Origin of the sequence: Citrobacter arsenatis (assembly GCF_004353845.1) — a bacterium.
Classification (GTDB): Bacteria; Pseudomonadota; Gammaproteobacteria; order Enterobacterales; family Enterobacteriaceae; genus Citrobacter; species Citrobacter arsenatis.
The window spans coordinates 4,693,600-4,718,705 of record NZ_CP037864.1; the positions used below are offsets into that span (position 1 = coordinate 4,693,600).

The 25,106-nt window shown below is 53.5% G+C and carries 25 protein-coding genes; 7 read left to right on the forward strand and 18 right to left on the reverse strand.

What is annotated here, in order from left to right:
* The first annotated feature begins 10 nt into the window (after positions 1-10).
* A complete protein-coding gene (gene gltD, locus E1B03_RS23575) occupies positions 11-1,429 on the forward strand; it encodes a glutamate synthase subunit GltD (RefSeq protein ID WP_133087030.1) in 1,419 nt (472 codons plus the stop codon).
* A gap of 11 nt (positions 1,430-1,440) precedes the next feature.
* A complete protein-coding gene (locus tag E1B03_RS23580) occupies positions 1,441-2,133 on the forward strand; it encodes a hypothetical protein (protein WP_133087031.1) in 693 nt (230 codons plus the stop codon).
* 38 nt (positions 2,134-2,171) lie between these two features.
* On the opposite strand, the gene E1B03_RS23585 is transcribed toward E1B03_RS23580, so the two are convergent.
* The 7 genes from E1B03_RS23585 to stfA form a co-directional block, all read right to left on the reverse strand.
* Positions 2,172-3,017, reverse strand: coding sequence for a StfH/YfcO family fimbrial adhesin (locus E1B03_RS23585; protein WP_165955339.1), 846 nt, complete (start codon positions 3,015-3,017; stop codon positions 2,172-2,174).
* A 2-nt stretch (positions 3,018-3,019) separates the two neighbouring features.
* Positions 3,020-3,547, reverse strand: a complete 528-nt coding sequence (locus E1B03_RS23590; RefSeq protein WP_133087033.1) for a fimbrial protein — start codon at positions 3,545-3,547, stop codon at positions 3,020-3,022.
* Positions 3,544-4,017: a fimbrial protein gene (locus E1B03_RS23595; RefSeq protein WP_246044131.1), complete on the reverse strand. Its 474-nt coding sequence runs from the start codon at positions 4,015-4,017 to the stop codon at positions 3,544-3,546. The genes E1B03_RS23590 and E1B03_RS23595 overlap by 4 nt, the downstream gene beginning before the upstream one ends.
* The gene (locus tag E1B03_RS23600) at positions 4,014-4,529 is read right to left on the reverse strand and encodes a fimbrial protein (RefSeq protein ID WP_425456664.1); all 516 of its coding nucleotides are present in this window, start codon (positions 4,527-4,529) and stop codon (positions 4,014-4,016) included. Before E1B03_RS23600 ends, E1B03_RS23595 begins: the two co-directional genes overlap by 4 nt.
* A 5-nt stretch (positions 4,530-4,534) precedes the next feature.
* Positions 4,535-5,278, reverse strand: a complete 744-nt coding sequence (locus E1B03_RS23605; RefSeq protein ID WP_133087034.1) for a fimbria/pilus periplasmic chaperone — start codon at positions 5,276-5,278, stop codon at positions 4,535-4,537.
* 13 nt (positions 5,279-5,291) lie between these two features.
* Positions 5,292-7,958, reverse strand: coding sequence for an outer membrane usher protein (locus E1B03_RS23610; RefSeq protein WP_133087035.1), 2,667 nt, complete (start codon positions 7,956-7,958; stop codon positions 5,292-5,294).
* A gap of 117 nt (positions 7,959-8,075) precedes the next feature.
* Positions 8,076-8,636, reverse strand: coding sequence for a fimbrial major subunit StfA (gene stfA, locus E1B03_RS23615; protein WP_103769903.1), 561 nt, complete (start codon positions 8,634-8,636; stop codon positions 8,076-8,078).
* A gap of 783 nt (positions 8,637-9,419) precedes the next feature.
* On the opposite strand from stfA, the gene codB reads away from it, so the two are divergent.
* Together codB and E1B03_RS23625 are read left to right on the forward strand one after the other, a co-directional pair.
* Complete coding sequence (gene codB, locus E1B03_RS23620) at positions 9,420-10,673, forward strand: cytosine permease (protein ID WP_103769904.1); 1,254 nt, start codon at positions 9,420-9,422, stop codon at positions 10,671-10,673.
* Entirely contained in the window at positions 10,660-11,940 is a 1,281-nt protein-coding gene (locus tag E1B03_RS23625) for a cytosine deaminase (protein ID WP_133087036.1), read from the forward strand. The genes codB and E1B03_RS23625 overlap by 14 nt, the downstream gene beginning before the upstream one ends.
* A 58-nt stretch (positions 11,941-11,998) precedes the next feature.
* Here the strand turns inward: E1B03_RS23625 and nanQ are convergent, their stop codons facing one another.
* From nanQ to nanR, 6 genes are all read right to left on the reverse strand, one after another.
* Positions 11,999-12,466 (reverse strand): N-acetylneuraminate anomerase, encoded by a 468-nt coding sequence (gene nanQ / locus E1B03_RS23630; RefSeq protein ID WP_103769906.1) that lies wholly within the window; start codon positions 12,464-12,466, stop codon positions 11,999-12,001.
* A gap of 2 nt (positions 12,467-12,468) precedes the next feature.
* Entirely contained in the window at positions 12,469-13,338 is an 870-nt protein-coding gene (gene nanK / locus E1B03_RS23635; protein ID WP_133087261.1) for an N-acetylmannosamine kinase, read from the reverse strand.
* Positions 13,335-14,024, reverse strand: a complete 690-nt coding sequence (locus tag E1B03_RS23640; RefSeq protein WP_103769908.1) for an N-acetylmannosamine-6-phosphate 2-epimerase — start codon at positions 14,022-14,024, stop codon at positions 13,335-13,337. The genes nanK and E1B03_RS23640 overlap by 4 nt, the downstream gene beginning before the upstream one ends.
* A gap of 47 nt (positions 14,025-14,071) precedes the next feature.
* Positions 14,072-15,562: an MFS transporter gene (locus E1B03_RS23645; RefSeq protein WP_103769909.1), complete on the reverse strand. Its 1,491-nt coding sequence runs from the start codon at positions 15,560-15,562 to the stop codon at positions 14,072-14,074.
* Positions 15,563-15,671: 109 nt separating this feature from the next.
* Positions 15,672-16,565 carry an N-acetylneuraminate lyase gene (gene nanA / locus E1B03_RS23650; RefSeq protein WP_079934960.1) on the reverse strand — a complete coding sequence of 298 codons (894 nt, stop codon included), beginning with the start codon at positions 16,563-16,565 and terminating at the stop codon, positions 15,672-15,674.
* A gap of 134 nt (positions 16,566-16,699) precedes the next feature.
* Positions 16,700-17,491, reverse strand: a complete 792-nt coding sequence (gene nanR / locus E1B03_RS23655; protein ID WP_103769910.1) for a transcriptional regulator NanR — start codon at positions 17,489-17,491, stop codon at positions 16,700-16,702.
* Positions 17,492-17,850: 359 nt separating this feature from the next.
* Here nanR and dcuC point away from each other — a divergent pair, with 359 nt between their 5' ends.
* Positions 17,851-19,218 (forward strand): anaerobic C4-dicarboxylate transporter DcuC, encoded by a 1,368-nt coding sequence (dcuC, locus tag E1B03_RS23660; protein WP_075145570.1) that lies wholly within the window; start codon positions 17,851-17,853, stop codon positions 19,216-19,218.
* A gap of 43 nt (positions 19,219-19,261) precedes the next feature.
* On the opposite strand, the gene sspB is transcribed toward dcuC, so the two are convergent.
* The 5 genes from sspB to zapE form a co-directional block, all read right to left on the reverse strand.
* Positions 19,262-19,765, reverse strand: coding sequence for a ClpXP protease specificity-enhancing factor (gene sspB, locus E1B03_RS23665; RefSeq protein WP_016154706.1), 504 nt, complete (start codon positions 19,763-19,765; stop codon positions 19,262-19,264).
* A gap of 5 nt (positions 19,766-19,770) precedes the next feature.
* On the reverse strand, positions 19,771-20,409 hold the full coding sequence (gene sspA, locus E1B03_RS23670) for a stringent starvation protein SspA (RefSeq protein ID WP_003025132.1): 639 nt from the start codon (positions 20,407-20,409) through the stop codon (positions 19,771-19,773).
* Between the two features lie 316 nt (positions 20,410-20,725).
* On the reverse strand, positions 20,726-21,118 hold the full coding sequence (gene rpsI, locus E1B03_RS23680; protein WP_003025138.1) for a 30S ribosomal protein S9: 393 nt from the start codon (positions 21,116-21,118) through the stop codon (positions 20,726-20,728).
* A gap of 15 nt (positions 21,119-21,133) precedes the next feature.
* Entirely contained in the window at positions 21,134-21,562 is a 429-nt protein-coding gene (gene rplM, locus E1B03_RS23685; RefSeq protein WP_003025141.1) for a 50S ribosomal protein L13, read from the reverse strand.
* Positions 21,563-21,780: 218 nt separating this feature from the next.
* The gene (zapE, locus tag E1B03_RS23690) at positions 21,781-22,911 is read right to left on the reverse strand and encodes a cell division protein ZapE (protein ID WP_103769912.1); all 1,131 of its coding nucleotides are present in this window, start codon (positions 22,909-22,911) and stop codon (positions 21,781-21,783) included.
* A gap of 192 nt (positions 22,912-23,103) precedes the next feature.
* On the opposite strand from zapE, the gene zapG reads away from it, so the two are divergent.
* Entirely contained in the window at positions 23,104-23,502 is a 399-nt protein-coding gene (gene zapG / locus E1B03_RS23695) for a Z-ring associated protein ZapG (RefSeq protein ID WP_003025147.1), read from the forward strand.
* Between the two features lie 168 nt (positions 23,503-23,670).
* Positions 23,671-25,038: a serine endoprotease DegQ gene (degQ, locus tag E1B03_RS23700; RefSeq protein ID WP_103769913.1), complete on the forward strand. Its 1,368-nt coding sequence runs from the start codon at positions 23,671-23,673 to the stop codon at positions 25,036-25,038.
* Positions 25,039-25,106 lie beyond the last annotated feature (68 nt).

The following is a 25,106-nucleotide window of genomic DNA, read 5'->3' on the forward strand; positions in this document are numbered from 1 at the left end:
GGTAGCAGCAATGAGTCAGAACGTATACCAATTTATCGACCTGCAGCGCGTTGATCCGCCGAAGAAACCGCTGAAGATCCGTAAGATCGAGTTTGTTGAGATCTACGAGCCGTTTTCCGAAGGCCAGGCCAAAGCGCAGGCGGACCGCTGCCTCTCCTGCGGTAACCCGTACTGCGAGTGGAAATGCCCGGTGCATAACTACATCCCGAACTGGCTGAAACTCGCCAACGAAGGGCGTATTTTTGAAGCCGCCGAGCTGTCGCACCAGACCAACACCCTGCCAGAAGTGTGCGGGCGCGTTTGTCCCCAGGACCGTCTGTGTGAAGGATCCTGTACGCTGAACGACGAGTTCGGGGCGGTGACTATCGGTAACATCGAGCGCTATATCAACGATAAAGCGTTCGAAATGGGCTGGCGTCCTGACCTTACCGGCGTGAAGCAAACCGGTAAAACCGTCGCCATTATCGGCGCGGGTCCGGCTGGCCTGGCCTGTGCTGATGTACTAACCCGTAACGGCGTGAAGGCGGTGGTGTTCGATCGTCATCCGGAAATCGGCGGCCTGCTGACCTTCGGTATCCCGGCCTTCAAGCTGGAGAAAGAGGTGATGACCCGCCGCCGTGAAATCTTCACCGGCATGGGGATTGAGTTCAAACTCAATACCGAAGTGGGCCGCGACGTACAGCTCGACGACCTGCTGAAAGACTACGACGCGGTGTTCCTCGGCGTCGGTACTTACCAATCCATGCGCGGCGGGCTGGAAAACGAAGACGCTTCCGGCGTATTCGACGCCCTGCCGTTCCTGATTGCCAATACCAAACAGTTGATGGGCTTTGGCGAAACTGCCGAAGAGCCGTATGTCAGCATGGAAGGCAAACGCGTGGTGGTACTGGGCGGCGGCGACACCGCGATGGACTGCGTGCGGACCTCGGTTCGCCAGAACGCAGCACACGTCATCTGCGCCTATCGTCGTGACGAAGAGAACATGCCGGGTTCTAAACGCGAAGTGAAAAACGCGCGTGAAGAGGGCGTCGAGTTCCAGTTCAACATCCAACCTCTGGGCATTGAAGTGAATGCCAACGGTAAAGTGAGCGGCGTGAAGATGGCGCGCACCGAGATGGGCGCACCGGATGCGAAAGGCCGTCGTCGCGCGGAGATCGTCGCCGGTTCTGAACACATCGTTCCGGCTGATGCGGTGGTGATGGCGTTTGGCTTCCGTCCGCACAGCATGGAGTGGCTGGCAAAACACAGCGTCGAACTGGATTCGCAGGGTCGTGTTATTGCTCCTGAAGGCAGCGATAACGCCTTCCAGACCAGCAACCCGAAAATCTTTGCCGGTGGCGACATCGTGCGCGGTTCGGATCTGGTGGTGACGGCGATTGCCGAAGGCCGTAAAGCGGCTGACGGGATTCTGAACTACCTGGAAGTGTAAAACTGATACTGATGATAAACCTGGTTGAGATAAGACGCCGTATTCTTGTCGGGTGGCGGCTGACGCCTTACCCGACCTACAACACCAGTAATATCATCAAGTTATGTACTTTCCGTAGGCCCGGTAAGGCGCTGGCCGCCACCGGGCAATTCCACAAGGTTGAGATAAGGCGCCGTATTTTTGTCGGGTGGCGGCTGACGCCTTACCCGACCTACGACACCAGCAATATCATCAAGTTATGTTCTTTTCATAGGCCCGTTAAGGCGCTGGCCGCCACCGGGCAATTCCACAAGGTTGAGATAAGGCGCCGTATTCTTGTCGGGTGGCGGCTGACGCCTTACCCGACCTACAACACCAGTAATATCATCAAGTTATGTACTTTCCGTAGGCCCGGTAAGGCGCTGGCCGCCACCGGGCAATTCCACAAGGTTGAGATAAGGCGCCGTATTTTTGTCGGGTGGCGGCTGACGCCTTACCCGACCTACGACACCAGCAATATCATCAAGTTATGTTCTTTTCGTAGGCCCGGTAAGGCGCTAGCCGCCACCGGGCAATTCCACAAGGTTGAGATAAGGCGCCGTATTCTTGTCGGGTGGCGGCTGACGCCTTACCCGACCTACAACACCACCAATATCATCAAGTTATGTACTTTTCGTAGGCCCGGTAAGGCGCTGGCCGCCACCGGGCAATTCCACAAGAACTGAAATCTGATTATTCTCGTAAACGGCGCGCCAATAGCCCGCTACAGCTGTTCGAGAATGTACTGAAAATTACAGGTCGATTTCACCGTTCCCGTACCAATGTTCTTAGTATTAATCGAGACGGTAATATCGTGCAGTTCGGTATCCGTTAACGCATGAGTCAATGCCACGGTTGACACCACGCTGTTATCGCAACCCAGTACGCTCAACGTGACCCCGCTTCCCACCACCCGGCAGCCCGCGCCGCGGGTATCCATCTTGCTTTTATCGCACAGCGTTCCGCTTTCCATCAGATACGTTTTTAACGTCGTGCTCACGGTTCCCCCCGTGGGGGTAATCTTCAGCACCTTTTCGTGCTTGAGCGTGTTGGCATCCCACGACACATCATAGGTAGCAACCGGTACGGTCGGGCAAACGGAGCTGCGCGCTGGCGGCCCGGTATAGGTCGAAGCAGCTTGAGAGGGTGCTGTTGAGGTTACCACTGTCGAAGCCACCCACGGGCAACCGTAACCATCCGACTGAAGCGTAATGCGCAGCACCTGTTTCGCACAATCCCAATAATGGGTATCCAGCCCAGGACAATTGCTATCACTTGTCGTCCCCCAGCTTTTAAGGTACAGCGTCGGCGGTGTCGACGGGCCAGTCCATGAAACGTTCGGGATCTCGCGATTCAGTATCAAGGTTCGAGTTTCATAGACGCCATAGTAGACGCCCGTCGGCGTGCTGACGGTAATATCATAGCGTATGCCGGTGATTCCCGAAGACGCCCAATAAAGAGTCGTTTCAAACTGCGAGCTACGCAGCTTACCTTGCGCCAGGGCGCTGGCGGAAAACAGTACGCCAACGATAGCGAGCACCAGCACAGACAAACAATGTATTCTTTTCATGATCATAAGTATTCAAAAGCGGCAGTGGCGGTGGCAGAAAAACGACCCGGCGTCATTTCTGCCCCCGGATTCGTCTGCACCCATGCGTTGAAATTTAAGCTGTTTTGCCCGTTATTGAGCACAAACGTCGCCCCCGAACTGCCGTTAATCGCCACCGGATCCCCCTGCGCGGTTTCAATGCCAATCCCGACGCCTTCCGCTTCTGACTGCCCATCCAACGCCAGAATCCCCGCCATGCCGCTGACCTCCGTTCCCGAAAAGGTGACCGTGACGCCGGTACCTAATGCCGTGTTGCACTCCTTAAGCTGCAAGATAAACGGCACCCGCACCGACTGCCCGCGTTTCTGTAAATCTTTGATATTCAGCACCGGGAACGTGACATCGGCCAGGTTATTCCCCGTGATGACTAAGGTGCAGGCGCTGGAGACCAGTTGGCCGCTAAAATGGAGGTTATCCGCGCTCATCCCCTGCGCCGATAACGCGCCCCACAGCAGCAGGGCATGACCCGCCATCGTTATTTTCGTCATCATTGAAACTCCAACTGCAGCGTTGCCCAGGCTTCAAAGCCGCCTTCCTGAAGGACTGCCCCGCTCTTTTTCACCGGCACCGCTTGAATGAGCGGCAGGGAGAGCGGATCAATGGTCAGCGTCTGACCAATCGTAAAAGACTTGCCGTTCTGCAGAAGTTTGACCCCCAGGCCGTCAACGTCGGTCTCAATCGCCGCCGGGTCAAAATCGGTCGCCGTACCGCTGATGGTTATTTTCAACTCCAGCCCGCTCCCCTTCGGCACCTGACTACACACGGCATTAAACATCACCGGCTGCATATAATTGCTGCCGTCAATTTTGTCGATCGCCACGTTAGAAAAATCGATCTCTATCGTTTTATCGTTATTAATCACGCAGGTCGGCGGGTCGAGCAGCGTACCGGTGAATTTCAGATTGTCCGCCGCGTGTAGCGTAGAAGCCGCCAGCAGCAGTCCCAGAAGTATTTTTTTCATTGATAGTCCACCACCAGCGTTGCCGATGCGCTGAAGTCCTGGGCCTTAAGCGTTGTGCCGCTCGCCTTCACCAGTACCGCTTCCAGCGCAATGCCAGAAGCCGAGGTATAGGTAAAGTTCTGCCACTGCGTGCTGCCGATGGGCACCAGCGTTTTATTACCGGCCTGCCGGATACGGATCCCTAAGCCCGTCGCGCTGGTCTTCAGTACCGACTCGCCGTTTACGGTGAGCGAGGTGCCCTGGATCTGCAATTTCAGGTAGTCAGAGACCCGGCCGCTACAGTTCAGCGTATAGCTGACGGGCTGAACGTAGTTCACGCCGTCCACCAGGGTGGTCAGCACGTCGCCGAAGGCCACGGTTCCCCCGGTAATGGTGCACGGCGGCGCGGCGTTAACCAGAACGATCAGCTTCATATTGACCGTTTTACTCGTCGCATGCAGCGGTGCAACCGCACCGATGCCAAGCGCCAGCGCCGCCAGGCACCATAGCCGCCTGATGCTCCAACCGCTCACGCTACTCACGATTTTCTACTCTTCTCTTCGTTGACCGTGCATTTCCCGGCGCTACAGTCGAAAATCAGCGGCAGGCGCGCGCCATAGTCGTTCACATAGGTCAGCACTGGCGCACTGCCCAGATCGGCGGCATTCACCGACATCACCGGGCTGGTGCGCGGTGGAATCACCATCGGCTCAAACCCTTTTGCCGTTGTGCCGTCCACCCGATTGCTGGCGTTACTTAAGATGACGTAATAGCCCGTAGTGTTATTGACCTGATACTGACTGCCTTTTTTCTCCAGCGTCACCTGGTGCTGCCAGGGATGCATTGAGTCCACTTTGGCGAGCGATGCCGGGCGATAAAACAGTTTGATGCGCGTTTGCAGGGCAATCTGTAACGTATTGGGTTTATCGTTTTTCGGCGGGATCTCGCGGACGTTATAGAAAAACAGCGTTTCTCTGTCCTGCGGCAGCGCGCTCAACCCCGGCATTCCCTGGATTTTGACCTGGCCAATGCCCAGCGCTTCAATGCGCTGTACCGGAGGAACGACGGCCAGCGGCGAGGTAATTCGCTGGCCTTTGTCGTCTTCGACCCACGACTGCGCAAGGTAGGGCAACTTTTCGCTCGCATTTTTGAGATCCACGCTGATGGATTTTTCATCTCCGCGAAAGACCAATCGCGTGCGATCCGGGGCCACCGCCGCCTGCGCGCTACAGGCGCTAAACACCAGGCTGCTGATAAGCATGAGCTGAAGATGTCCTTGCATATTTCAATCCTTTTTAGTCAGTTCGATGAGACGACAGCGCTTCGGGTTCAGGCGAAGGCGCGAGTCGGGTCTGCTGCTGAAGCAGGGGTTTCACGGGTGGAGCCGGCGGTGACGTTAACGACGGATCATCGCTCAGGCAGGGCAATAACAGGCCGCTGTACAGATCTTTCGGCAACGGTGTCGGCAGTCTGATTCCGCACTGCGGCCGCTCGTCCCAGATAACCTGCATGCGCTCGCCGGCGTTCACGCCGGCCAGGTAGACGCTACCGTCGCTATCGACAATCCCCACCTGCTGCTGGCGCTCATTGCGCACTTCCGCGCCAAAAGGAGGGAACTCACCATTGAACATCCGAATAACGGCCATCGCTTTTTCGCCGCTAATGACTTCCATATGGCGATAGCCGATAGCGCCCTCGGTGAGCGTTGCCTGTGCCACGGAATTGATCGCCTCCGCATTTTCCGGAAGCTGGGTGAGGTCAATACGCACCTGGTTGCGGTAGTAGTCATTAACATCGGTCAGCACCGCGTTGCCGAAGCCGTTGGTATAGACCGGCGTGTCATAGCCGCCAACCGGGATATCGGCCAATTGGTCGACATCCACCAGCAGCCGCGTACCGCCATTCACGCCGGTGCGGTGCAGCGCCCCGCCCTGCGCGGTTAACGTCGCGCCGCCCTGCAAAGAGAGCCCGCCAGAGACATATTCGCCTTCCTGGTAGTTCATGCTGGCGTCAATGTCGGCGAAATCCGCGGTATGGCGATAGTAACCGTCCATCATCGCCCCCTCATTACCGTGGCCGACGTTAAGCTGGTAGTTATTGCGATCGTCTAACCGTTCGTAATAACCCACCTGGTTACTGTTATCGTCGCCGCTGAAGGAGCCGTTATAGCTCAGGGTGCGATCGTTCCCCCACGGCACGCTCAGGGAGATGAATACGCCGTCGTCGGTCTCGTCATCGTATTCATTGCGATAGCCGTTAACCGACAGGCTAATGTTGCGCACATCGCCAAGATCGAAATAGTGGGAGACCGTCAGGTTGTAGCTATCCTCGCTTGGGCGGTTCCAGTAAGTACGGTGCGTAAAGTTCACATAGGCGTTGACGTTGATATCGGCCAGATTCTGGCTCCAGGTCAGCGTATACATCTCTTTGTCGTGGCCGGTGCGAATCAGGTTGCTATCGGTATTCTGCGTATCGAGATACTCGTCCATCGTCATGTAGTTCTCTTGCGAGAAGCGATATCCCGCGAAGGTCAGACGGCTGTCGATATCATCAAAATCTTTGGCATAGCTGGCGCGAAACGAGTTGCCGTGAAGTATACCGTCGCCATATTCGCTGCCTTCGGGTACCTTCGCCCGTGAATGGGTAAGATCCAGCGACAGCGCGCCCAGCGCCGCCATGTCACGCCCCACGCCAATCGCCAGCGCCTGATAGTTCTCTTCGCCAATCCCGCCGCCGTACAGCGACCAGCCGTTGGTGATCCCCCAGGAGGCTTCTCCGGTGGCGAACAGCGAACCTTGCAGGTTGTGATCCCAATCCTGCGGGCGGCCAACGGCCACTTTATAACGCAGCTGGCCTGGGCGGGTCAGATAGGGAATCGAGGCGGTACTGACGTCATACTCCTGTACCTGCCCGTTTTGTTCTTCAATGCGCACATGCAGGTCGCCGGAAACGGCTTCGTTCAAATCCTGGATGCGGAACGGGCCAGCGGGCACCTGCGACTCATGGATCACGCGTCCCTGCTGGCTGATCGTGACTTTCGCGTTGGTGCGCGCCACGCCCGAAATATCCGGCGCGTAGCCGCGTAAGTTAGGCGGTAGCATTTGATCGTCGGTAATCAGGCTACTGCCGATATAGTTAAAGCTGTCGAAAATATCCGACGTCAGCGCATCCTCGCCAAATTTCAGCTGCGCGCCCAGCGAGGGGATTGCGCGATAGGCGTAGTAACGGCTCCAGTCCCAGTTGCGGTCGGTTTGCGCAGAAGCGTGCTGCGAAACGTCATCGTCGCTTTTGTCGGCATCTTCATGACGGTAGCTCGCCTGCCAGTCGGCGCGAAAACGCCACGGGCCGATGTTCGCCCCCAGCGTACCGTTGCCGCTGACATCGTATTGATCGCCAGCCTGATGTTCGGGGTGCTGCCACTGGCTGTTCACGTTATAGTCAAACAGTACGCCCGCGATCCCGTCGTCCCAACGCGATGGCGGATCCCAGTCTTTATCTGAATATTGTAAATAGGCCTGAGGAATAATGACCGTTAAGGTCGATTTGCCTAAATCAGTTTGCGTTTCAATACCTTCAAGCTGATTTGGCTGTAAGCAGGCGCCGGATTTTATCCAGCGTAATTTTTCAACCAGTTCGGGTTTTAAACCAAACTGCGCCACCAGTTCCGGTGATAAACAGGGATAGCTATTATTGTTATCGTTCTCTTCAGCCGTATAGGTAATTATACTTTCCTGAGTTATCTGACTCTGGTTAACCATAACCTGTAGCGTATATTTCCCCGGCATAATATATCCTTTGCGGGAAAAACGATGCAGATCGAGCTTTGCCCCATCCTTCACATCAAGAAACTCGGTATTAAACTGGATGGCATCTTCCGCATAGCAATTATTCAACACCCCAGAGAGCGCCAGACTGACGAAAATAGTGAGCGCACGCAAACGAAAGGATGAATAACGGCTCATCAAATATCTGTCCCTGATAATAAAAAATGACGGCAAATAAAGTTATCCAAATCCAATCGGTGGATAACAGAAATAACTATTTTCCCTGCGACGGAATGCCGCAGGGAATGACATACCTTACAGGTAGCTAATCGCGAAGTTTACAACGCTGCTGAATTCACCCGTGTCGATAGTGGTGGTGGTCGCATCGCCCTGAACCCAGGCTTTAAAGTTCAGCGTTTGATCGGCCAGGCCTTTGCCATCAGCATCCACAACCAGGTTCTGAACGTCGGTATCACCCACCTTGATCTGCGCGCCTTTATAGGTTGCCAGAACAATGCTGGAGCCTTCCATCTCGCCGTTAGCGCCCATCAGAGCGATGTTGCCTTTATTGGCGGTAGACTCGTTGCCTGCGGCAGAGAAGACGGTGTTCATTGTGGCTTCGGTGGTAAACGCGCAGTTTTCCAGACCAATGTGGAAGTCAACCGCAGAAGACTGACCACCGTTGGTCAGAGAGCCGGTACCGATGTGGCCCAGGTTTACCGTCTGGTGCTCATCGCCAACCACAATTGAGCACGGAGAATCTTCGATAGTGCCGGTGAACGTTACGGTGCCGGTGTTAGTTCCTGCCGCGTTTGCGAAAGAAGCAAAACCCATAACCAGTGCTGCAGCAACCGCTGTTTTTACTACAGTTTTCATTTTTCATCCTTAAAAACATTAAATTTAAATAAGCATAATTATTTCCCCCGACATAAAGGGAAAGGAGATATGCTCAAAACTCCGGGTAAACAGGACGTTGATTATTCACTCATCAAAGATATTTTTGTATCTCAAGTAAAATTAATTAATGAGAAACCAGCCATAAAATTATATTTACAGCCACACAATAATAAAATTATTAATGCGCATCAACGCCGGGAAGTATAGATACATATACTCAGGGGGAAATCAATTAATACTTAAAACAAAAGTTAATAAAAATAATTATTACTAATTTCAGATGACAACCGTACAAAAATACGATGGAAACTATCAAAAAATGAACAGGCAAGAATTTAATTGCTTAATACTCGAACACTTTCATCATCATGACCAATGTGTTATCGGCGGAGAAAATTTATTTTTGCATAAAATTATAATATCAATAATAATTTACATGACCAAAATAGAATATAAAATAGTAATGAACGCACCGTAATCTCAGCATCAAAAATGTTCTCACCATATATGTTTATTAATCGAATGATTAAATCAGACGTGTATTAGAAAAACAAAATCCTCCAGTGGTAAGCCATTGCGCCTTCAGGGGATGACGCCTCCTGATATAGCAGCCCCACCGTCCCCGCAATTAACCGTACACTAACCCACAACACATTCATCACACAAATAGTTGTTAAGAAAAAATCAGACGGAAACGTTTGCTTTTCTCTGTGAACTGTATATTATGCGGCGGATTTTTTGGGCAAAATTCATGGAGGCGTTGTGTCGCAGGACAACAATTATAGCCAGGGCCCCGTCCCTCTGGCGGCGCGGAAAGGCGTGATTCCACTGACGTTTGTCATGTTGGGACTCACATTTTTTTCCGCCAGTATGTGGACCGGCGGCACGCTCGGTACCGGTCTTTCCTATAACGATTTCTTCCTGGCAGTTCTCTTCGGTAATCTTCTCCTCGGTATTTACACTGCATTCCTCGGTTATATTGGCGCTAAAACAGGGCTCTCAACCCACCTCCTGGCGCGTTACTCATTCGGTGTTAAAGGTTCCTGGCTTCCTTCTCTGCTATTAGGCGGCACGCAGGTGGGTTGGTTTGGCGTGGGTGTAGCCATGTTTGCTATCCCGGTCGGCAAAGCGACGGGGATTGACGTTAATATCCTGATTGCGGTTTCCGGTCTGTTGATGACCCTCACCATCTTTTTTGGCATCTCGGCGCTGACCGTTTTATCTATCATCGCTGTTCCCGCTATCGTTATTCTGGGCAGCTACTCCGTCTGGCTGGCGGTGAGCGATGTCGGCGGTCTGGAGCATTTAAAAGCAATAGTGCCGCAAACGCCACTGGATTTCTCCACCGCGCTGGCGTTGGTTGTTGGTTCGTTTGTCAGCGCCGGGACGTTAACCGCCGACTTTGTTCGCTTTGGTCGTAATGCCAAAGGTGCGGTACTGATTGCCATGGTGGCGTTTTTCCTTGGCAACTCGTTGATGTTTATCTTTGGTGCTGCAGGGGCAGCCGCTGTCGGACAGGCGGATATCTCTGACGTGATGATTGCGCAAGGGCTGCTGCTGCCCGCGATTGTCGTTCTCGGCCTGAACATCTGGACCACCAACGACAACGCGTTGTACGCATCGGGTCTGGGATTTGCCAACGTGACCGGCCTTTCCAGCCGCACGCTGTCGGTGGCTAACGGCATTATCGGTACGCTTTGCGCCCTGTGGCTTTACAATAACTTTGTTGGCTGGCTAACATTTCTGTCGGCAGCAATTCCGCCGATTGGCGGGGTGATTATCGCCGACTATCTGCTGAACCATCGCCGATATACCGATTTCAGCAAAGCACGATTTATGACCGTCAACTGGATAGCTATTCTGTCCGTTGCACTGGGCATTGCCGCCGGTCACTATATTCCCGGTATTGTGCCAGTCAACGCCGTACTCGGCGGCGTATTCAGCTATATCCTGCTGAATCCCCTTTTCAATCGCAGCCTTGCTAAATCACCAGAGGTCAGCCATGCAGAACAATAACATCACCATCCGTCAGGCGCGTTTACAAGGACGCGAAGGATTGTGGCAGCTCACGGTTGAAAACGGGCGCTTCAGCCGGATTGAGCCTCAGGACGCGGCATCGTTGCCGCAGGGGGCAGTGCTTGATGCCGAAGGCGGCCTGGCAATTCCACCGTTCGTTGAGCCACATATCCATCTCGACACCACGCAAACTGCGGGTGAACCGAGCTGGAACCAGTCGGGTACGCTGTTTGAGGGGATTGAACGTTGGGCTGAACGTAAGGCGATGCTCACGCATGAAGACGTCAAAGCGCGCGCCATGCAAACCCTGAAGTGGCAGATGGCCAACGGCATTCAGTATGTCCGTACTCACGTTGACGTTTCCGACCCTACGTTAACGGCGCTGAAAGCCATGCTGGAGGTAAAGCAAGAAGTCGCTCCGTGGGTAGAGTTGCAGATTGTCGCGTTCCCGCAAGAGGGTATTCTTTCTTACCCCAACGGTGAGGCGTTACTAGAGGAAGCCGTGCGTCTGGGTGCCGATGTCATTGGCGCGATCCCCCACTTTGAATTCACGCGTGAATATGGCGTTGAATCACTGCATAAGATTTTCGCCCTGGCGCAGAAGTACGACAGGCTAATCGACGTCCACTGCGACGAAATTGATGATGAACAATCGCGCTTTGTTGAAACCGTCGCGGCGCTGGCGCATCGCGATGGTATCGGGGAACGCGTGACCGCCAGCCATACCACGGCGATGCACTCCTATAACGGCGCGTATGCGTCCCGTCTTTTCCGCCTGTTGAAAATGTCCGGCATTAACTTTGTCGCGAATCCGCTGGTGAATATTCACCTGCAGGGGCGTTTTGATACTTATCCTAAACGTCGCGGCATCACGCGCGTCAAAGAGATGCTGGAAGCGGAGATCAACGTTTGCTTCGGGCATGATGACGTCTTCGATCCGTGGTATCCATTGGGCACCGCCAATATGTTACAGGTACTGCATATGGGGTTACACGTGTGCCAGCTGATGGGATACGGGCAAATTAATGACGGTCTGAACCTGATCACCACCCACAGCGCCAAAACCCTGCACCTGCAGGACTACGGTCTGAACGTGGGGAATTCCGCGAATCTGGTGATTTTACCGGCAGAGAATGGATTTGACGCGGTTCGTCGCCAGACGCCTGCCCGTTTTTCCATTCGTCACGGGCGAGTCATTGCCGAGACGGTGCCTGCCCAGACTACGCTTCATTTAGCGCAGCCGGAAGCGGTGACGTTTAAGCGCTAGGTCGTTATATTCCATGTCGGATGGAGCAAGCCTTGCCATCCGACACGGTCTCTCATCGTCAGGCTTTTAATAAGCTGGCGCGCACCTTGATCACCACCTTTTTGATATCCACCGGCTCCCTCACCGCACAACCCGGTTTATGTGGCTCACCCGGCATAAAAATTGCGAATCTTCCCGGCTTTAAGGTGAGCGCCTGCTCATCGGCAATCTGGCTACACAGTTGATAATCATCCTCAACGTGCATCTCTTCGCACTGACGAGCAGAATCGGTCATCCCAAACAGAATACGTTCTTCGCCGGATAGCAGCACCTGAATGTCAATGTACTGCTGATGCAGCTCCGCTTTCTTTTGCTCTGGGCTCTGCGTTGCAAATTGCATGACATTCATAAAAATATTATCGCCCTGCAACTCGTAGCGCCCAGGCGTCTTCTCCTGCGGATTCGCCGCAACGGCAAGCGTTAATGCCTGCTGCAAGACCGGATGTAATCCCGCAGAAGGCAGTGAACGCAACTCATCTGACATCATAATCAATCTCCCTGGGCCAACAGCGCGGCCCCCAGTAATCCAGCATCATGACGGTAATGCGCCGCCAGTAATTCCACGTGATAGGCCAAAGGCTCTTGTGCCAGATAATGTTCCACCCGCGCCAGATACCCTTCAGCCAGCCCAACGCTGCCGCCAATCACCACAATCTGGCAATCGGTCGTCGCTTTTACATCTGCGATAAGCCTCGCCAAAGTCCGCGCCGAACGATGGATCAACCGACTTGCCTGCTCATCCCCCTGCCCGGCGCGGCTAAAAATGGTTTTGGCGTCGCATCCCGCAAGCGCGCCTTCGGCTGCCGCCGCTATTCCACGACCGGAAGCGATCGCCTCCACGCAGCCCACCCGCCCGCAACCGCATAAAGGCCCATGCGGGTCAGCCAGCGTGTGCCCCACATGCCCGGCCAGACCGCCGCTCCCGGTCAGCAGTTTCCCATCACTGACCACACCGCCGCCCACGCCGGTGGAGACGGTAATAAACACCATATCGCGGTACTCGCCGCCAAGCGCATGATACTCAGCCCACGCCGCAGCCTGTGCGTCATTGACTGCCAGCGTCGGCAACGCGGTGAGATCTTTTAGCGTTTGTACCAACGGAAAATGCAGTAGCCCGCCGAGATTGTGTGGATTGAGCGCCAGGAGAGAACCCTCGCGGATAATCCCCGTTGAGGCCATCGCCACCCGCTTCGCTTGCCCCAAGAGCGGCGCAACGAGTGCCTGTAACGCGGCGCGTAGCGCATCCGGCGTTTTACTGGCGGGCGTAGGTTGTTCACGACGCTCGCAGATTTGTAGATTACTGTCTATCAGCGCGGCAGCCAGTTTGGTGCCGCCGATATCAATCGCCAGCGTGGTCATAGCGCAGCCTTTTTCATCGCCGCGGTATACCACTGGCAAATATGTTCCAGTCGGGTAATGGCAGAGCCGACTGTAACCGCCCACGCCCCGTGACGCATAGCTTCGCCAGCCTGTGCTGGCGTGTTGTAGCGTCCCTCGGCAATCACCCTACATCCGGCATCACTTAACGCTTTTACCAACGCCAGATCCGGCTCCTCCGGCGTACCTGCCGTGGTGTAGCCCGAAAGCGTCGTCCCAATAATTTCTGCCCCAAGCTTCTGACAGGCCAGACCGTCTTCCAGCGAGGAGCAGTCGGTCATCGCCAGACGTTGATGTTGATGAATACGCGCCAGTAGCGTACTGACCGGAACGGGACGAACGCGACCGGTTCCATCAATCGCAATAATGTCTGCCCCCGCGTGCGCCAGCGCATCGACATCCTCTAAAAACGCAGTGATGCGCACCGGAGAATCATCAAGATCACGTTTCAAAATGCCGATAATCGGTAGCGAAACCACCGCCCGGGTGGCCCGCAGATTCTCCACGCCTTCAATACGTAGCGCCACTGCGCCAGCCTGCTCTGCCGCCAATGCCATCGCTGCGACAATTTCGGGTTTATCCAGCGGACTGTCAGGAACAGGCTGGCAGGAGACAATCAATCCGCCGTTGGCGGCTATTTTTTTATCCAGTTGTTCAAGTAACGACATACATCTTCCCTTACTACTCTTGCCCAGCTTTACGCCGGGCAATTGGATTACGTTTTGGATTTCATCATGGTGCTTTTATCACCGCCGAACGGCACGGCCCCGCTAAATGGTCGACCATCGATGGCATCATGCGTGCGTAACGCCTCGGGGCGCAGCCAACGCTGTACGCGGGACGGCATATCGAGACCAATCAGCAGGATCACCACAAATGTCAGACCGAAAGAGAGCGAGCCCAGCGCGGTGCCCAAATCCAGTCGTTGGGCTATCAGCGCGCCGATGATCGGCGCCAGCGCCCCACCCAGTGCGCCAACGTTGTAGGTGAAGCCTAAACCCGCAGCACGCTGGTCGGTGTCGAAATAGCCGCCAATTAATTTCGGTAAGATCCCGGAGATCCCCTGGCCGAGCATTTGCTGGAAAAACAGCAATAAACCCAGCACCCAGACGTTTGCACCGCCGATAGCAAATACCGGAATAATCAGCAACTGCGAGGCCAGCAGGCTACAGACATAGGCTTTACGGGTGCCCAGCCAGTCGCCAAGAAAGCCGCCGACACAACAACCGACCGCCGCGCCAAAGCCGCTAAAGAACAGCACTTTGGCAACCGTAGACGGGTCATACATTAGTTCGGTTTTCAGATAAGTTGGCAGCAGCGCCTGAATCGGCCATGAATAGAGGAAAGCGAACAGCACGACCACCATCAGCATGACGCCCGTCGGCCAGCGTTTCCCGCTGCTTTGCACCATAAAACTAATGAAGATAAACGCGCATATCAGCCCGAGAATCGCCACGATAGCCGCATTTTGCAGATTGCCCGCAAAGCAGAACCACAGCGCGGTTGCGGCGGCGAGAGTCATCAGAATATTAATTACCCGATGCTCACCCCGATAGAGAATGTCCACCATCGTACGCACCGGCGCTTTGCCTTCGTGTTTCTCTTTCCAGTCTTCCGCTTCAGGAATATTTTTACGCAGCCAGAGGGCGAAGATAATCGGCAGAATGCCGATGAAGAACAGCGCGCGCCATCCCCAGACCGGGACTACCAGGCTGTAAACCTGGGCGGCGATCACTGCGCCAACGGAGAAGCCTGAGATCAGGAAACCACTGGCTTTGTTACGCAGGTGTTTAGGCCAGCTTTCAATGACATAGGTGGCGCTGGAGCCGTATTCACCGGCCATCCCCATCCCGATAACCAGGCGGGCAATGAACATGGTGGTGTAGCCTGGCGCGAAGCCGCAGGCCAGCGTCCCCACAGAGAACAGAATGATGCTGGTGACCATCGCCAGGCGGCGTCCGTAACGGTCGCCCATTGCCCCCAGCATTAACCCGCCAAACCAACGGGAGATAAAGGCGGCAGAGATCAGACTGGCAGCCTGTACCGTTGTAAGACCGAATTCACCTTGTACTTCCGTCAGCACAAGGGCAATTAACACAAAATCAAAACCATCAAGTAAATATCCCAGCCAGGCGGCGGAAAATGCCCGCCATTGCGCCCGATTGAGATGGCGATACCACGGGATGCTCTGGGTAGAAGTACTCATTTTACTCTCCCGACGATTTTTGTTGTTGTGCCGGATAGCGGCTTTGCCTTATCCGGCCTACGGTCGAAAATCCAGGCCGGGCGAGCGAAGCGCCCCCGGCGACCCGCTATTACGCCTTTTCCGCCAGCAGTTGGTTAGCCAACGCTTTCAGCTCTGGCAGATAGTGTTCATCTACCGGGGCAAACGGCTTACGACACAGCGGAACAGAAACCACGTCCATATAGTGCAGTACCGTTTTCAGGCCACGGAACACGCCAACCTTAATGAGCAGATCGATAACCTTATTGCACTCAGTTTGCAGCTTTTGCGCCGTCCGGATGTCGCCTTCTTTGAGCGCTTTCACAATTCCCTGATAGCGCCATCCCATGATGTTGTATGTGCTACCGATACCGCCATCTGCACCCGCCAGCAAACCAGAAGCAAAGATCTCGTCATAACCGTTATAAAGCACCAGATCGGGATGAGCGCGGCGGATCTGTTCCATCTGATAGAGATCGCCGGAAGTTTGTTTCAGCGCGCCAACGCCAGGTAGCGTCACCAGCGTGTTGATCTGATCCAGAGTCAGTTTTACGCCGCTCAGCGCCGGGATGTTATAGACCACCATCGGCAATCCATTCGCTGAATCAATAATTGCGCGGTAGTGGTCGCAATGCTCTTCAAAGCTGAACGGATAGTAAAACGGCGTGACGGCCGAAACTGCATCAAAGCCGTAACGATGCGCGGCGCTCGCCAGCTGTTGGCTTTCTTCGGTGCTCACCGTGCCAACATGGGCGATCAGCGTCACCTTGCCTTTCGCTTCTTCGGCCACAATTTCCAGCACCTGCTCTCTTTCAACGCGGTTTTGGACAAAGGCCTCACCCGTTGAGCCACCGACATAGAGCCCATCGACACCCTGACCAATGTTGAAACGCACCAGGCGGCGCAGACTCTCGATGTCCAGTCGCTGTTGATTATCGAATGGGGTTAATAACGCTGGCATTACGCCTTTTAAATCTCTTGCCATAACGACCTCTGACGATGATTAGTGTTATCTGACTACATACCTTTATACCTGTTATACCAGATCAAATAAGCAGCAATACAATACAGAACGCTTATAGTGCGATCTGCTTCACTAAAAGATCGTCAGGATCGCGATCACTTACGCAATTTTTTACTTTTGCTGAAGGCGTGCCAGGTGGCGGAAACGCTGTTGAGGTGTTCTTGCAGTGCGCGATCTGCTTCTTCAGGATCGCGCTGACGAATCGCCTCGACAATAGCGATATGCTGCTGATAACTCACGCTATTGTGCTCATACAGTTCCTGATCGGCAACGGTCGGGCGGGCGGCAATCAGCCAGTCTAACAGCGCCACATGGATTGCCATAAAGATGGGGTTACCGGGAATCTCCGCCAGTACACGGTGAAAATCAACGTCCGAGCGAATGAACAATGCATTGTCATCGAGCGACTGGCTGTTGATCTCCAGCGCTTTCGCCAGTCTGTCGATTTGTTCGTCCGTCGCATGTTCGGCGGCGTATCGGACCAGGCTTGATTCAAAAAACAGTCGCAACTGTTCGAAGTGGGCAATGCCGCCGGGATGCGCGAGGAAATCTTTCGCCATACCGGACAGCTCGCTGATAATAGTATCAGCCGAAGGACGCGAAACGCGGGCGCGCTCGCCGTTGTTGATTTGTACCAGACCTTTGCGTTTTAACGCTGCCAGCGCTTCTCGTACAGAAGGACGGCCCACGTTAAAGAAGGCCATCAGCTCCCGCTCAGACGGCAACTGTTCGCCCTCGCCAAATTCCCGACGACGAATCATCTGCTCCAATTCTTCTTCAACCATCTCAGACAGTTTTTTACGCGCCAGCGGGCGATTGCGTAAGCTACGGCCAATGGTGGATGGAGAGTCTTCAGCTTGCGAATCAAATGCGTTCATAGGGTCCATTCAGCTAAGTCGTGGTGACAAACAACAGCGGGTTTATCCTAACACAGGATCGAAAGCAGGGTGAAATGATGGTCAATCGGGCTGGGCGACTTATTGGTAATATCTATCTTCAGGATATTTTATTATGTTTAAGCATTACGCTTTTCTTTAATTAAACAGCATCATATTCGCTTCATGAAATTTATGAATATGAACGTGATAAATTATCATAACCATCTATTTTATAACGATAAATAATTTAAACATCGAATTAAAAATAAGATATTCACTCCATAAAAAGCACCCGAAAAAATATAACATCCGTTTTGACAACAGCATTATTACCGGATTTATCTTCTTCTCTGGCATGGAGTGAAACAATGTTCGGCATCATTATCTCTGTCATCGTTTTATTAACGATGGGTTACCTGATCCTCAAAAACTACAAGCCGCAGGTCGTGCTGGCCGCCGCCGGGATCTTCCTGATGATCTGCGGCGTCTGGCTGGGCTACGGCGCGCTGGTTGCTGACGACAAGAGCAGCGGCTATCTGCTGGTCGATATTTACAACGAAATTCTGCGGATGCTTTCCACCCGGGCGGCCGGACTGGGGTTATCAATCATGGCGGTCGGCGGTTATGCCCGTTATATGGACAAGATGGGAGCCAGCAGAGCGATGGTTAGCCTGTTAAGCCGCCCATTAAAGCTAATCCGCTCACCTTATGTTGTTCTTGCAGCCACCTATGTGATTGGTCAGATCATGGCTCAGTTCATTACCAGCGCTTCCGGTTTAGGCATGCTGCTGATGGTGACGCTGTTCCCGACGCTGGTCAGTCTTGGCGTTAGTCGTTTATCCGCGGTGGCGGTCATTGCCACCTCGATGTCAATTGAGTGGGGCATCCTGGAAACCAACTCAATTTTTGCCGCGCAGGTCGCAGGCATGAAAATCGCTACCTACTTCTTTCAGTATCAGTTACCCGTCGCATCGTGCGTGATCGTTGCTGTCGCTATTGCGCATTTTTTCGTTCAGCGGCAGTTTGATAAAAAAGCATTCCCGGAAAGCAACGGATTCGCTGAACAAAAGACGCTGGAAAACGTACCTCCACTCTATTACGCCATTCTCCCCGTTATGCCGTTGCTTCTGATGTTGGGATCGCTTGCCCTTGCACATATGGGGCTAATGAAAGCAGAGCTGAATCTGGTGGTGGTGATGCTGATGAGCATGACGCTGACCATGTTTGTCGAATTCCTGCATAAACATAATCTGCGCGAAACGATGGATGATGTGCAGGCTTTTTTTGACGGCATGGGGACGCAGTTTGCCAACGTTGTCACGCTGGTGGTCGCCGGTGAGATCTTTGCGAAAGGGTTGACGACTATCGGGACTGTCGACGCCGTAATAAAGGGCGCAGAGCATTCCGGTCTCGGCGGCATCGGCGTGATGATCATCATGGCCGTGGTTATTGCCGCTTGTGCGATCGTTATGGGGTCAGGCAACGCGCCGTTTATGTCTTTTGCCAGCCTGATTCCGGATATAGCCGCCGGACTACATATTCCTGCGGTAGTGATGATTATGCCGATGCATTTTGCTACTACGCTGGCCCGGGCGGTGTCACCCATTACTGCGGTAATTGTAGTGACATCGGGTATTGCCGGCGTATCGCCCTTTGAGGTGGTAAAACGTACGGCTATCCCGATGGCGGTGGGATTTGTGGTGAATATGATAGCCACCATCGCACTGTTTTACTGACCCCGAAGCCAAAAAACAGAACAGGCCCCAAAGGGCCTGTTTTTTATTTCACTACGCGCAGCGCTGGGCGTCCGCCACGCGGCGGCGGCGGCGTGTCATCCGGATCGTTGTCATCGCCATTATCAGGCTTATCGCCATCAATCACTGACATCACCGTTTCACTCTCAAAACCAGGTGCGTCGTTGTCGTCATCATTTAAGCTGGCGACATCTTCGTCGTAGGCGGCTTCCGGTTCGAACATCGTACCGGCGCCATTTTCACGAGCATAAATTGCCAGCACTGCCGCCAGCGGGACGGAAACCTGACGCGGCACACCACCGAAGCGCGCGTTAAAGCGTACTTCATCGTTAGCCAGCTCCAGGTTACCCACCGCGCGCGGCGCAATGTTCAGAACAATTTGCCCGTCACGTGCATATTCCATTGGAACCTGCACGTCCTGGAGCGTCACATCCACCACCAGATGCGGCGTGAGCTGGTTATCTAACAACCACTCATAGAATGCGCGCAGCAGATACGGACGGCGTGGTGTTAGCTGTGGCAAATCCATACAGGTTAACCCCGGCCCAGACGCATTTCACGTTCAGGCTCCGTCAGAGAAGCCAGGAAAGAGTCACGTTCAAAGACGCGAGTCATGTACCCTTTCAGTTCTTTCGAACCTGCTCCGTTGAATTCAATACCCAGCTGCGGTAAACGCCACAGCAGCGGTGCCAGGTAGCAATCTACCAGGCTGAACTCATCGCTCAGGAAGTAAGGTTTCTGACCAAATACGGGCGCAATTGCCAGCAGCTCTTCGCGCAGACGCTTACGTGCGACTTCGGCTTCAGAAGCAGAACCGTTCACGATGACGTTCATCAGCGTGTACCAGTCTTTTTCAATACGCTGCATGTACAGGCGGCTTTCACCACGCGCAACCGGGTAAACCGGCATCAGCGGCGGATGCGGGAAGCGCTCATCCAGGTATTCCATAATGATGCGAGATTCCCACAGGGTCAGCTCACGATCCACCAGTGTCGGTACGCTCTGATTCGGGTTGAGGTCGATCAGATCCTGAGGTGGATTGTCCTTCTCCACATGCTCAATCTCGAAACTAACACCTTTCTCAGCCAGCACAATGCGGACCTGATGGCTATAGATGTCAGTAGGACCAGAAAACAGCGTCATTACCGAACGTTTGTTGGCAGCGACAGCCATGAAAACCTCCAGGTATATTCAGAATTTTTACTGCTACCAGCCACTCAGTGGCCAGCCAGAAGTGATGTCACCCAGATTCGGAAAAGCCATTACTGTTCAAAATACAAACAAAAAATGAACGATACCGGACATTTGGGCAGAAAATTGGATGATAGTTTACCAGATTTTGTGACCTTTGTGGTGAGTCGATTCTTGAAATGGGGAAAAAGAGGTGGCAATCAGCGGATTACCGTGGATCTACGGGGAGAAAAAACGATAAAAAAACCCGCCGAAGCGGGTTTTTTCGCAAATTGTTGTCTGCCGAAGCAGAGTACAATTAACGTTTGGAGAACTGAGGACGACGACGTGCTTTACGCAGACCGACTTTCTTACGTTCAACCTGACGAGCATCACGAGTAACGAAGCCAGCTTTACGCAGTTCGCCACGCAGGGATTCGTCGTACTCCATCAGAGCGCGGGTGATACCGTGACGGATCGCACCAGCCTGACCAGAGATACCACCACCTTTAACAGTGATGTACAGATCCAGTTTCTCAACCATGTCGACCAGTTCCAGCGGCTGACGAACTACCATGCGGGCAGTTTCACGACCGAAGTACTGTTCCAGAGAACGTTGGTTGATTACGATTTTACCACTGCCCGGTTTGATGAAAACGCGAGCTGCGGAACTTTTGCGGCGACCAGTGCCGTAGTATTGATTTTCAGCCATTGCCTATAATCCCGATTAGATGTCAAGAACTTGCGGTTGCTGTGCCGCGTGGTTGTGCTCGTTGCCAGCGTAAACTTTCAGTTTACGGAACATAGCACGACCCAGCGGGCCTTTTGGCAGCATGCCTTTAACCGCGATTTCAAGCACACGCTCAGGACGGCGAGCAATCATCTCTTCAAAGGTCGCTTGTTTGATACCACCGATGTGGCCGGTGTGGTGATAGTACACTTTGTCAGTACGCTTGTTGCCGGTTACAGCAACTTTGTCAGCGTTCAGAACGATGATGTAATCACCGGTATCTACGTGCGGAGTGTATTCCGCTTTGTGCTTACCGCGCAGGCGCAGAGCCAGTTCGGAAGCCAGACGGCCCAGAGTTTTACCGGTCGCGTCAACAACATACCAGTCGCGTTTTACGGTTTCTGGTTTAGCTGTAAAAGTTTTCATTAAAAGCTTACCCAAATAAATAAGTTACACGTTGGTGAACACCCAAACGTTTTGTCAGTTGAGGTTCACACGACATTGTCCAGCAAACCTACCCCTTCGAATAGCCTATGCCGGCGCATAGAAAGTTTTGGGAAAAAAACTCTCTCGTAACGTGGGGTCGCAAGATTATAGAGAAGTCAGGGTCAAAGATCGACCCCTTTATGTGATTTGCGGCAGGTTTAACCGGCTAAATGTTCCCGCTTCAGATACTCCTCGCTTTGCATCTCCTGCAAACGCGACAAACAACGCTGAAATTCAAACTTCAGGCGCTCGCCCTGATAAATTTCATAGAGCGGTGTTGCCGCGCTGACCACCAGCTTGACGTGGCGCTCGTAGAACTCATCCACCAGCGCGATAAAGCGCCGCGCTTCGCTTTCCATCAGCGCCGTCATGACCGGCACATCAAACAGCAGCACCGTGTGAAACAGACGCGACAGCGCAATGTAGTCATGCTGACTACGGGCATCGACGCAAAGGGTGGTGAACGACACCGCCAGCGTTTGGTTTTCTACGGCCAGCGTCGGCATCGGGCGATGATTGATCTCCAACGTCGGCGCATGTTCACCTGTGGTTCCCGCTAATGCCAGCCACAGCTTATCCATCTGCTGGCGGGTTTCCTCATTCAGTGGCGACAACCACAAATGCGCCTGCGTTAAGGTGCGCAGACGATAATCGACGCCAGCGTCGACATTCATGATGTCGCAATGCTGTTTGATGGCATCAATAGCAGGAAGAAAACGCGTGCGTTGCAAACCGTTACGATACAGCTCGTCTGGCGGAATATTGGAGGTCGCCACCAGCGTAATACCACGGGCAAACAGCGCCTTCATCAGGCCGCCGAGCAGCATGGCATCGGTGATATCGGAAACAAAAAATTCGTCAAAGCACAGCACGTCGGTTTCGGCTTTAAAACGGTCGGCAATGATTTCCAGCGGATCGCTCTGCCCCTGTAAGGCTGTAAGCTCTTCATGGACGCGCAGCATAAAACGGTGGAAGTGCAAACGCTGTTTACGTTCGCCCGGCAGGCTATGGTAGAACAGATCCATCAACCAGGTTTTTCCACGCCCAACCCCGCCCCACATATACAAACCACGCACCGGCGCGTTGATCGGTGACTCACGCTGCTTACCCAGCAATTTGCCAAAACGCGCCATCAGTCCGCTCTCCTGCGGTGCAGGACGTGTCGGCGTCGTAAGCGCCTGGAAAATTGTTTCCAGTCGATTCACGGCTTCAAGTTGTACGTTGTCGGGTTGATGACTGCCGTCTTTGAGGGCTTGCTGGTAACGCGATGTCGGGGAAAGGCTTTGCATGATGTTATTGTTATTCCTTGAGAATCGATGTGCCGTCGCTCACGGTTGACGAAAAAAAGGCCGTTCTACATTACGTGATATAAACACGGGATTCCACTTCTACGGGATTAGCGGTTATAGTGGCATAATCAGGCGCAGGCATGGAGCCTAAAGCCAACACCCTACGGAAACACAAGACAACGGGAGATGTTCATGACCTGGGAATATGCGCTAATTGGGTTAGTCGTCGGTATCATTATTGGTGCTGTAGCCATGCGTTTTGGTAATCGTAAATTACGCCAACAGCAGGCATTGCAGTACGAACTGGAAAAAAATAAAGCTGAGCTGGAAGAGTACCGCGAAGAGCTGGTGAGCCACTTTGCCCGCAGCGCTGAATTACTGGATAACATGGCGGATGATTATCGTCAGATCTACCAGCATATGGCGAAAAGCTCCAGCAACCTGCTGCCGGGGATGTCTCCGGAAAACAACCCGTTCCGTAATCGTCTGGCAGAGTCCGAAGCTGGCAACGACCAGGCGCCGGTTCAGATGCCACGTGACTACTCTGAAGGGGCATCTGGCCTGCTGCGTAGTGGCGCAAAGCGCGACTAACCGCACATCGTTAAGAAATTTATTGGGCGCAGCAATTGCGCCCTCCGCTTCTCTTCCCCTCCCAGCTATTATTTAGTCGTTAGCCTCATTGTGACCAAACCGAAAATTCAATAACATCAAACTGTTTTGAATCATCTTCCGTTTACTCAAGGTACGAGAGCAGGATCCATGAAAAAACAAACCCAGCTGTTGAGTGCATTAGCGTTAAGTGTCGGGTTAACTCTCTCGGCGCCATTCCCAGCCGCAGCGTCGATTCCCGGCCAGGTTCCCGGTCAGGCGGCGCTCCCCAGTCTCGCCCCAATGCTGGAGAAAGTGTTACCTGCCGTGGTGAGCGTAAGGGTCGAAGGCACCGCCACCCAGGGGCAGAAAGTCCCGGAAGAGTTCAAAAAATTTTTTGGTGATGAACTTCCCGATCAACCTTCACAACCTTTTGAAGGGCTGGGTTCAGGGGTCATTATTGATGCCGCCAAAGGCTACGTCCTGACCAATAACCACGTCATTAACCAAGCGCAGAAAATCAGCATTCAGCTTAATGATGGCCGTGAGTTCGACGCTAAGCTCATCGGCAGCGACGATCAGAGCGATATCGCTCTGCTGCAAATTCAACACCCCAGCAACCTGACGCAAATAGCCATTGCCGACTCCGACAAACTCCGCGTGGGTGATTTTGCTGTAGCCGTGGGTAACCCGTTTGGTTTGGGGCAAACAGCCACCTCCGGCATCGTATCGGCGTTGGGCCGCAGCGGGTTGAACCTGGAAGGTCTGGAAAACTTTATTCAGACTGACGCCTCCATCAACCGGGGCAACTCCGGTGGCGCGCTGCTTAACCTCAACGGTGAGCTGATTGGTATTAACACCGCGATTCTAGCCCCCGGCGGCGGTAGCATTGGTATTGGCTTTGCAATCCCGAGCAACATGGCGCGCACGCTGGCACAACAGCTGATGCAGTTTGGTGAAATTAAACGTGGCCTGTTGGGCATTAAAGGCACCGAAATGACCTCCGACATTGCCAAAGCGTTCAAACTGGACGTACAGCGCGGCGCATTTGTCAGCGAGGTTCTGCCTAACTCTGGTTCCGCGAAAGCGGGAGTGAAGTCCGGTGACGTCATTACCAGCCTCAACGGTAAACCGCTTAACAGCTTTGCCGAACTGCGTTCACGCATTGCCACAACCGAACCTGGGACCAAAGTCAAACTGGGCCTGCTGCGTAATGGTAAACCGCTGGAGGTGGAAGTCACCCTGGATACCAGTACGTCATCATCCGCCAGCGCCGAGATGATTGCGCCTGCGCTGCAAGGCGCCACGCTTAGCGATGGTCAGTTAAAAGACGGCACCAAAGGCATCAAAATTGATAACGTTGAAAAAAGTAGCCCAGCCGCACAGGCCGGTCTGCATAAAGATGACGTTATCATTGGCGTTAACCGCGATCGTGTGAATTCGATCGCCGAAATGCGCAAAGTGCTGGAAGCAAAACCGGCAATCATTGCTCTGCAGGTGGTTCGCGGAAACGAAAGTATTTACCTGCTCCTGCGTTAACGCCTGCAACCGGACATCAGCCCCCCGTGTGATGTCCGGTAAACTCGTGATATGCTGCTGCCGTTCCC

Bases quoted from the DNA above. Each gene is read 5' to 3' on its own strand.
- gltD (WP_133087030.1), top strand. From the start codon at position 11: ATGAGTCAGAACGTATACCAATTTATCGACCTGCAGCGCGTTGATCCG.
- E1B03_RS23580 (WP_133087031.1), top strand. From the start codon at position 1,441: ATGATAAACCTGGTTGAGATAAGACGCCGTATTCTTGTCGGGTGGCGG.
- E1B03_RS23585 (WP_165955339.1), bottom strand. From the start codon at position 3,017: ATGAAAAGAATACATTGTTTGTCTGTGCTGGTGCTCGCTATCGTTGGC.
- E1B03_RS23590 (WP_133087033.1), bottom strand. From the start codon at position 3,547: ATGATGACGAAAATAACGATGGCGGGTCATGCCCTGCTGCTGTGGGGC.
- E1B03_RS23595 (WP_246044131.1), bottom strand. From the start codon at position 4,017: ATGAAAAAAATACTTCTGGGACTGCTGCTGGCGGCTTCTACGCTACAC.
- E1B03_RS23605 (WP_133087034.1), bottom strand. From the start codon at position 5,278: ATGCAAGGACATCTTCAGCTCATGCTTATCAGCAGCCTGGTGTTTAGC.
- E1B03_RS23610 (WP_133087035.1), bottom strand. From the start codon at position 7,958: ATGAGCCGTTATTCATCCTTTCGTTTGCGTGCGCTCACTATTTTCGTC.
- stfA (WP_103769903.1), bottom strand. From the start codon at position 8,636: ATGAAAACTGTAGTAAAAACAGCGGTTGCTGCAGCACTGGTTATGGGT.
- E1B03_RS23625 (WP_133087036.1), top strand. From the start codon at position 10,660: ATGCAGAACAATAACATCACCATCCGTCAGGCGCGTTTACAAGGACGC.
- nanQ (WP_103769906.1), bottom strand. From the start codon at position 12,466: ATGATGTCAGATGAGTTGCGTTCACTGCCTTCTGCGGGATTACATCCG.
- nanK (WP_133087261.1), bottom strand. From the start codon at position 13,338: ATGACCACGCTGGCGATTGATATCGGCGGCACCAAACTGGCTGCCGCG.
- E1B03_RS23640 (WP_103769908.1), bottom strand. From the start codon at position 14,024: ATGTCGTTACTTGAACAACTGGATAAAAAAATAGCCGCCAACGGCGGA.
- E1B03_RS23645 (WP_103769909.1), bottom strand. From the start codon at position 15,562: ATGAGTACTTCTACCCAGAGCATCCCGTGGTATCGCCATCTCAATCGG.
- nanA (WP_079934960.1), bottom strand. From the start codon at position 16,565: ATGGCAAGAGATTTAAAAGGCGTAATGCCAGCGTTATTAACCCCATTC.
- nanR (WP_103769910.1), bottom strand. From the start codon at position 17,491: ATGGACCCTATGAACGCATTTGATTCGCAAGCTGAAGACTCTCCATCC.
- dcuC (WP_075145570.1), top strand. From the start codon at position 17,851: ATGTTCGGCATCATTATCTCTGTCATCGTTTTATTAACGATGGGTTAC.
- sspB (WP_016154706.1), bottom strand. From the start codon at position 19,765: ATGGATTTGCCACAGCTAACACCACGCCGTCCGTATCTGCTGCGCGCA.
- sspA (WP_003025132.1), bottom strand. From the start codon at position 20,409: ATGGCTGTCGCTGCCAACAAACGTTCGGTAATGACGCTGTTTTCTGGT.
- rpsI (WP_003025138.1), bottom strand. From the start codon at position 21,118: ATGGCTGAAAATCAATACTACGGCACTGGTCGCCGCAAAAGTTCCGCA.
- rplM (WP_003025141.1), bottom strand. From the start codon at position 21,562: ATGAAAACTTTTACAGCTAAACCAGAAACCGTAAAACGCGACTGGTAT.
- zapE (WP_103769912.1), bottom strand. From the start codon at position 22,911: ATGCAAAGCCTTTCCCCGACATCGCGTTACCAGCAAGCCCTCAAAGAC.
- zapG (WP_003025147.1), top strand. From the start codon at position 23,104: ATGACCTGGGAATATGCGCTAATTGGGTTAGTCGTCGGTATCATTATT.
- degQ (WP_103769913.1), top strand. From the start codon at position 23,671: ATGAAAAAACAAACCCAGCTGTTGAGTGCATTAGCGTTAAGTGTCGGG.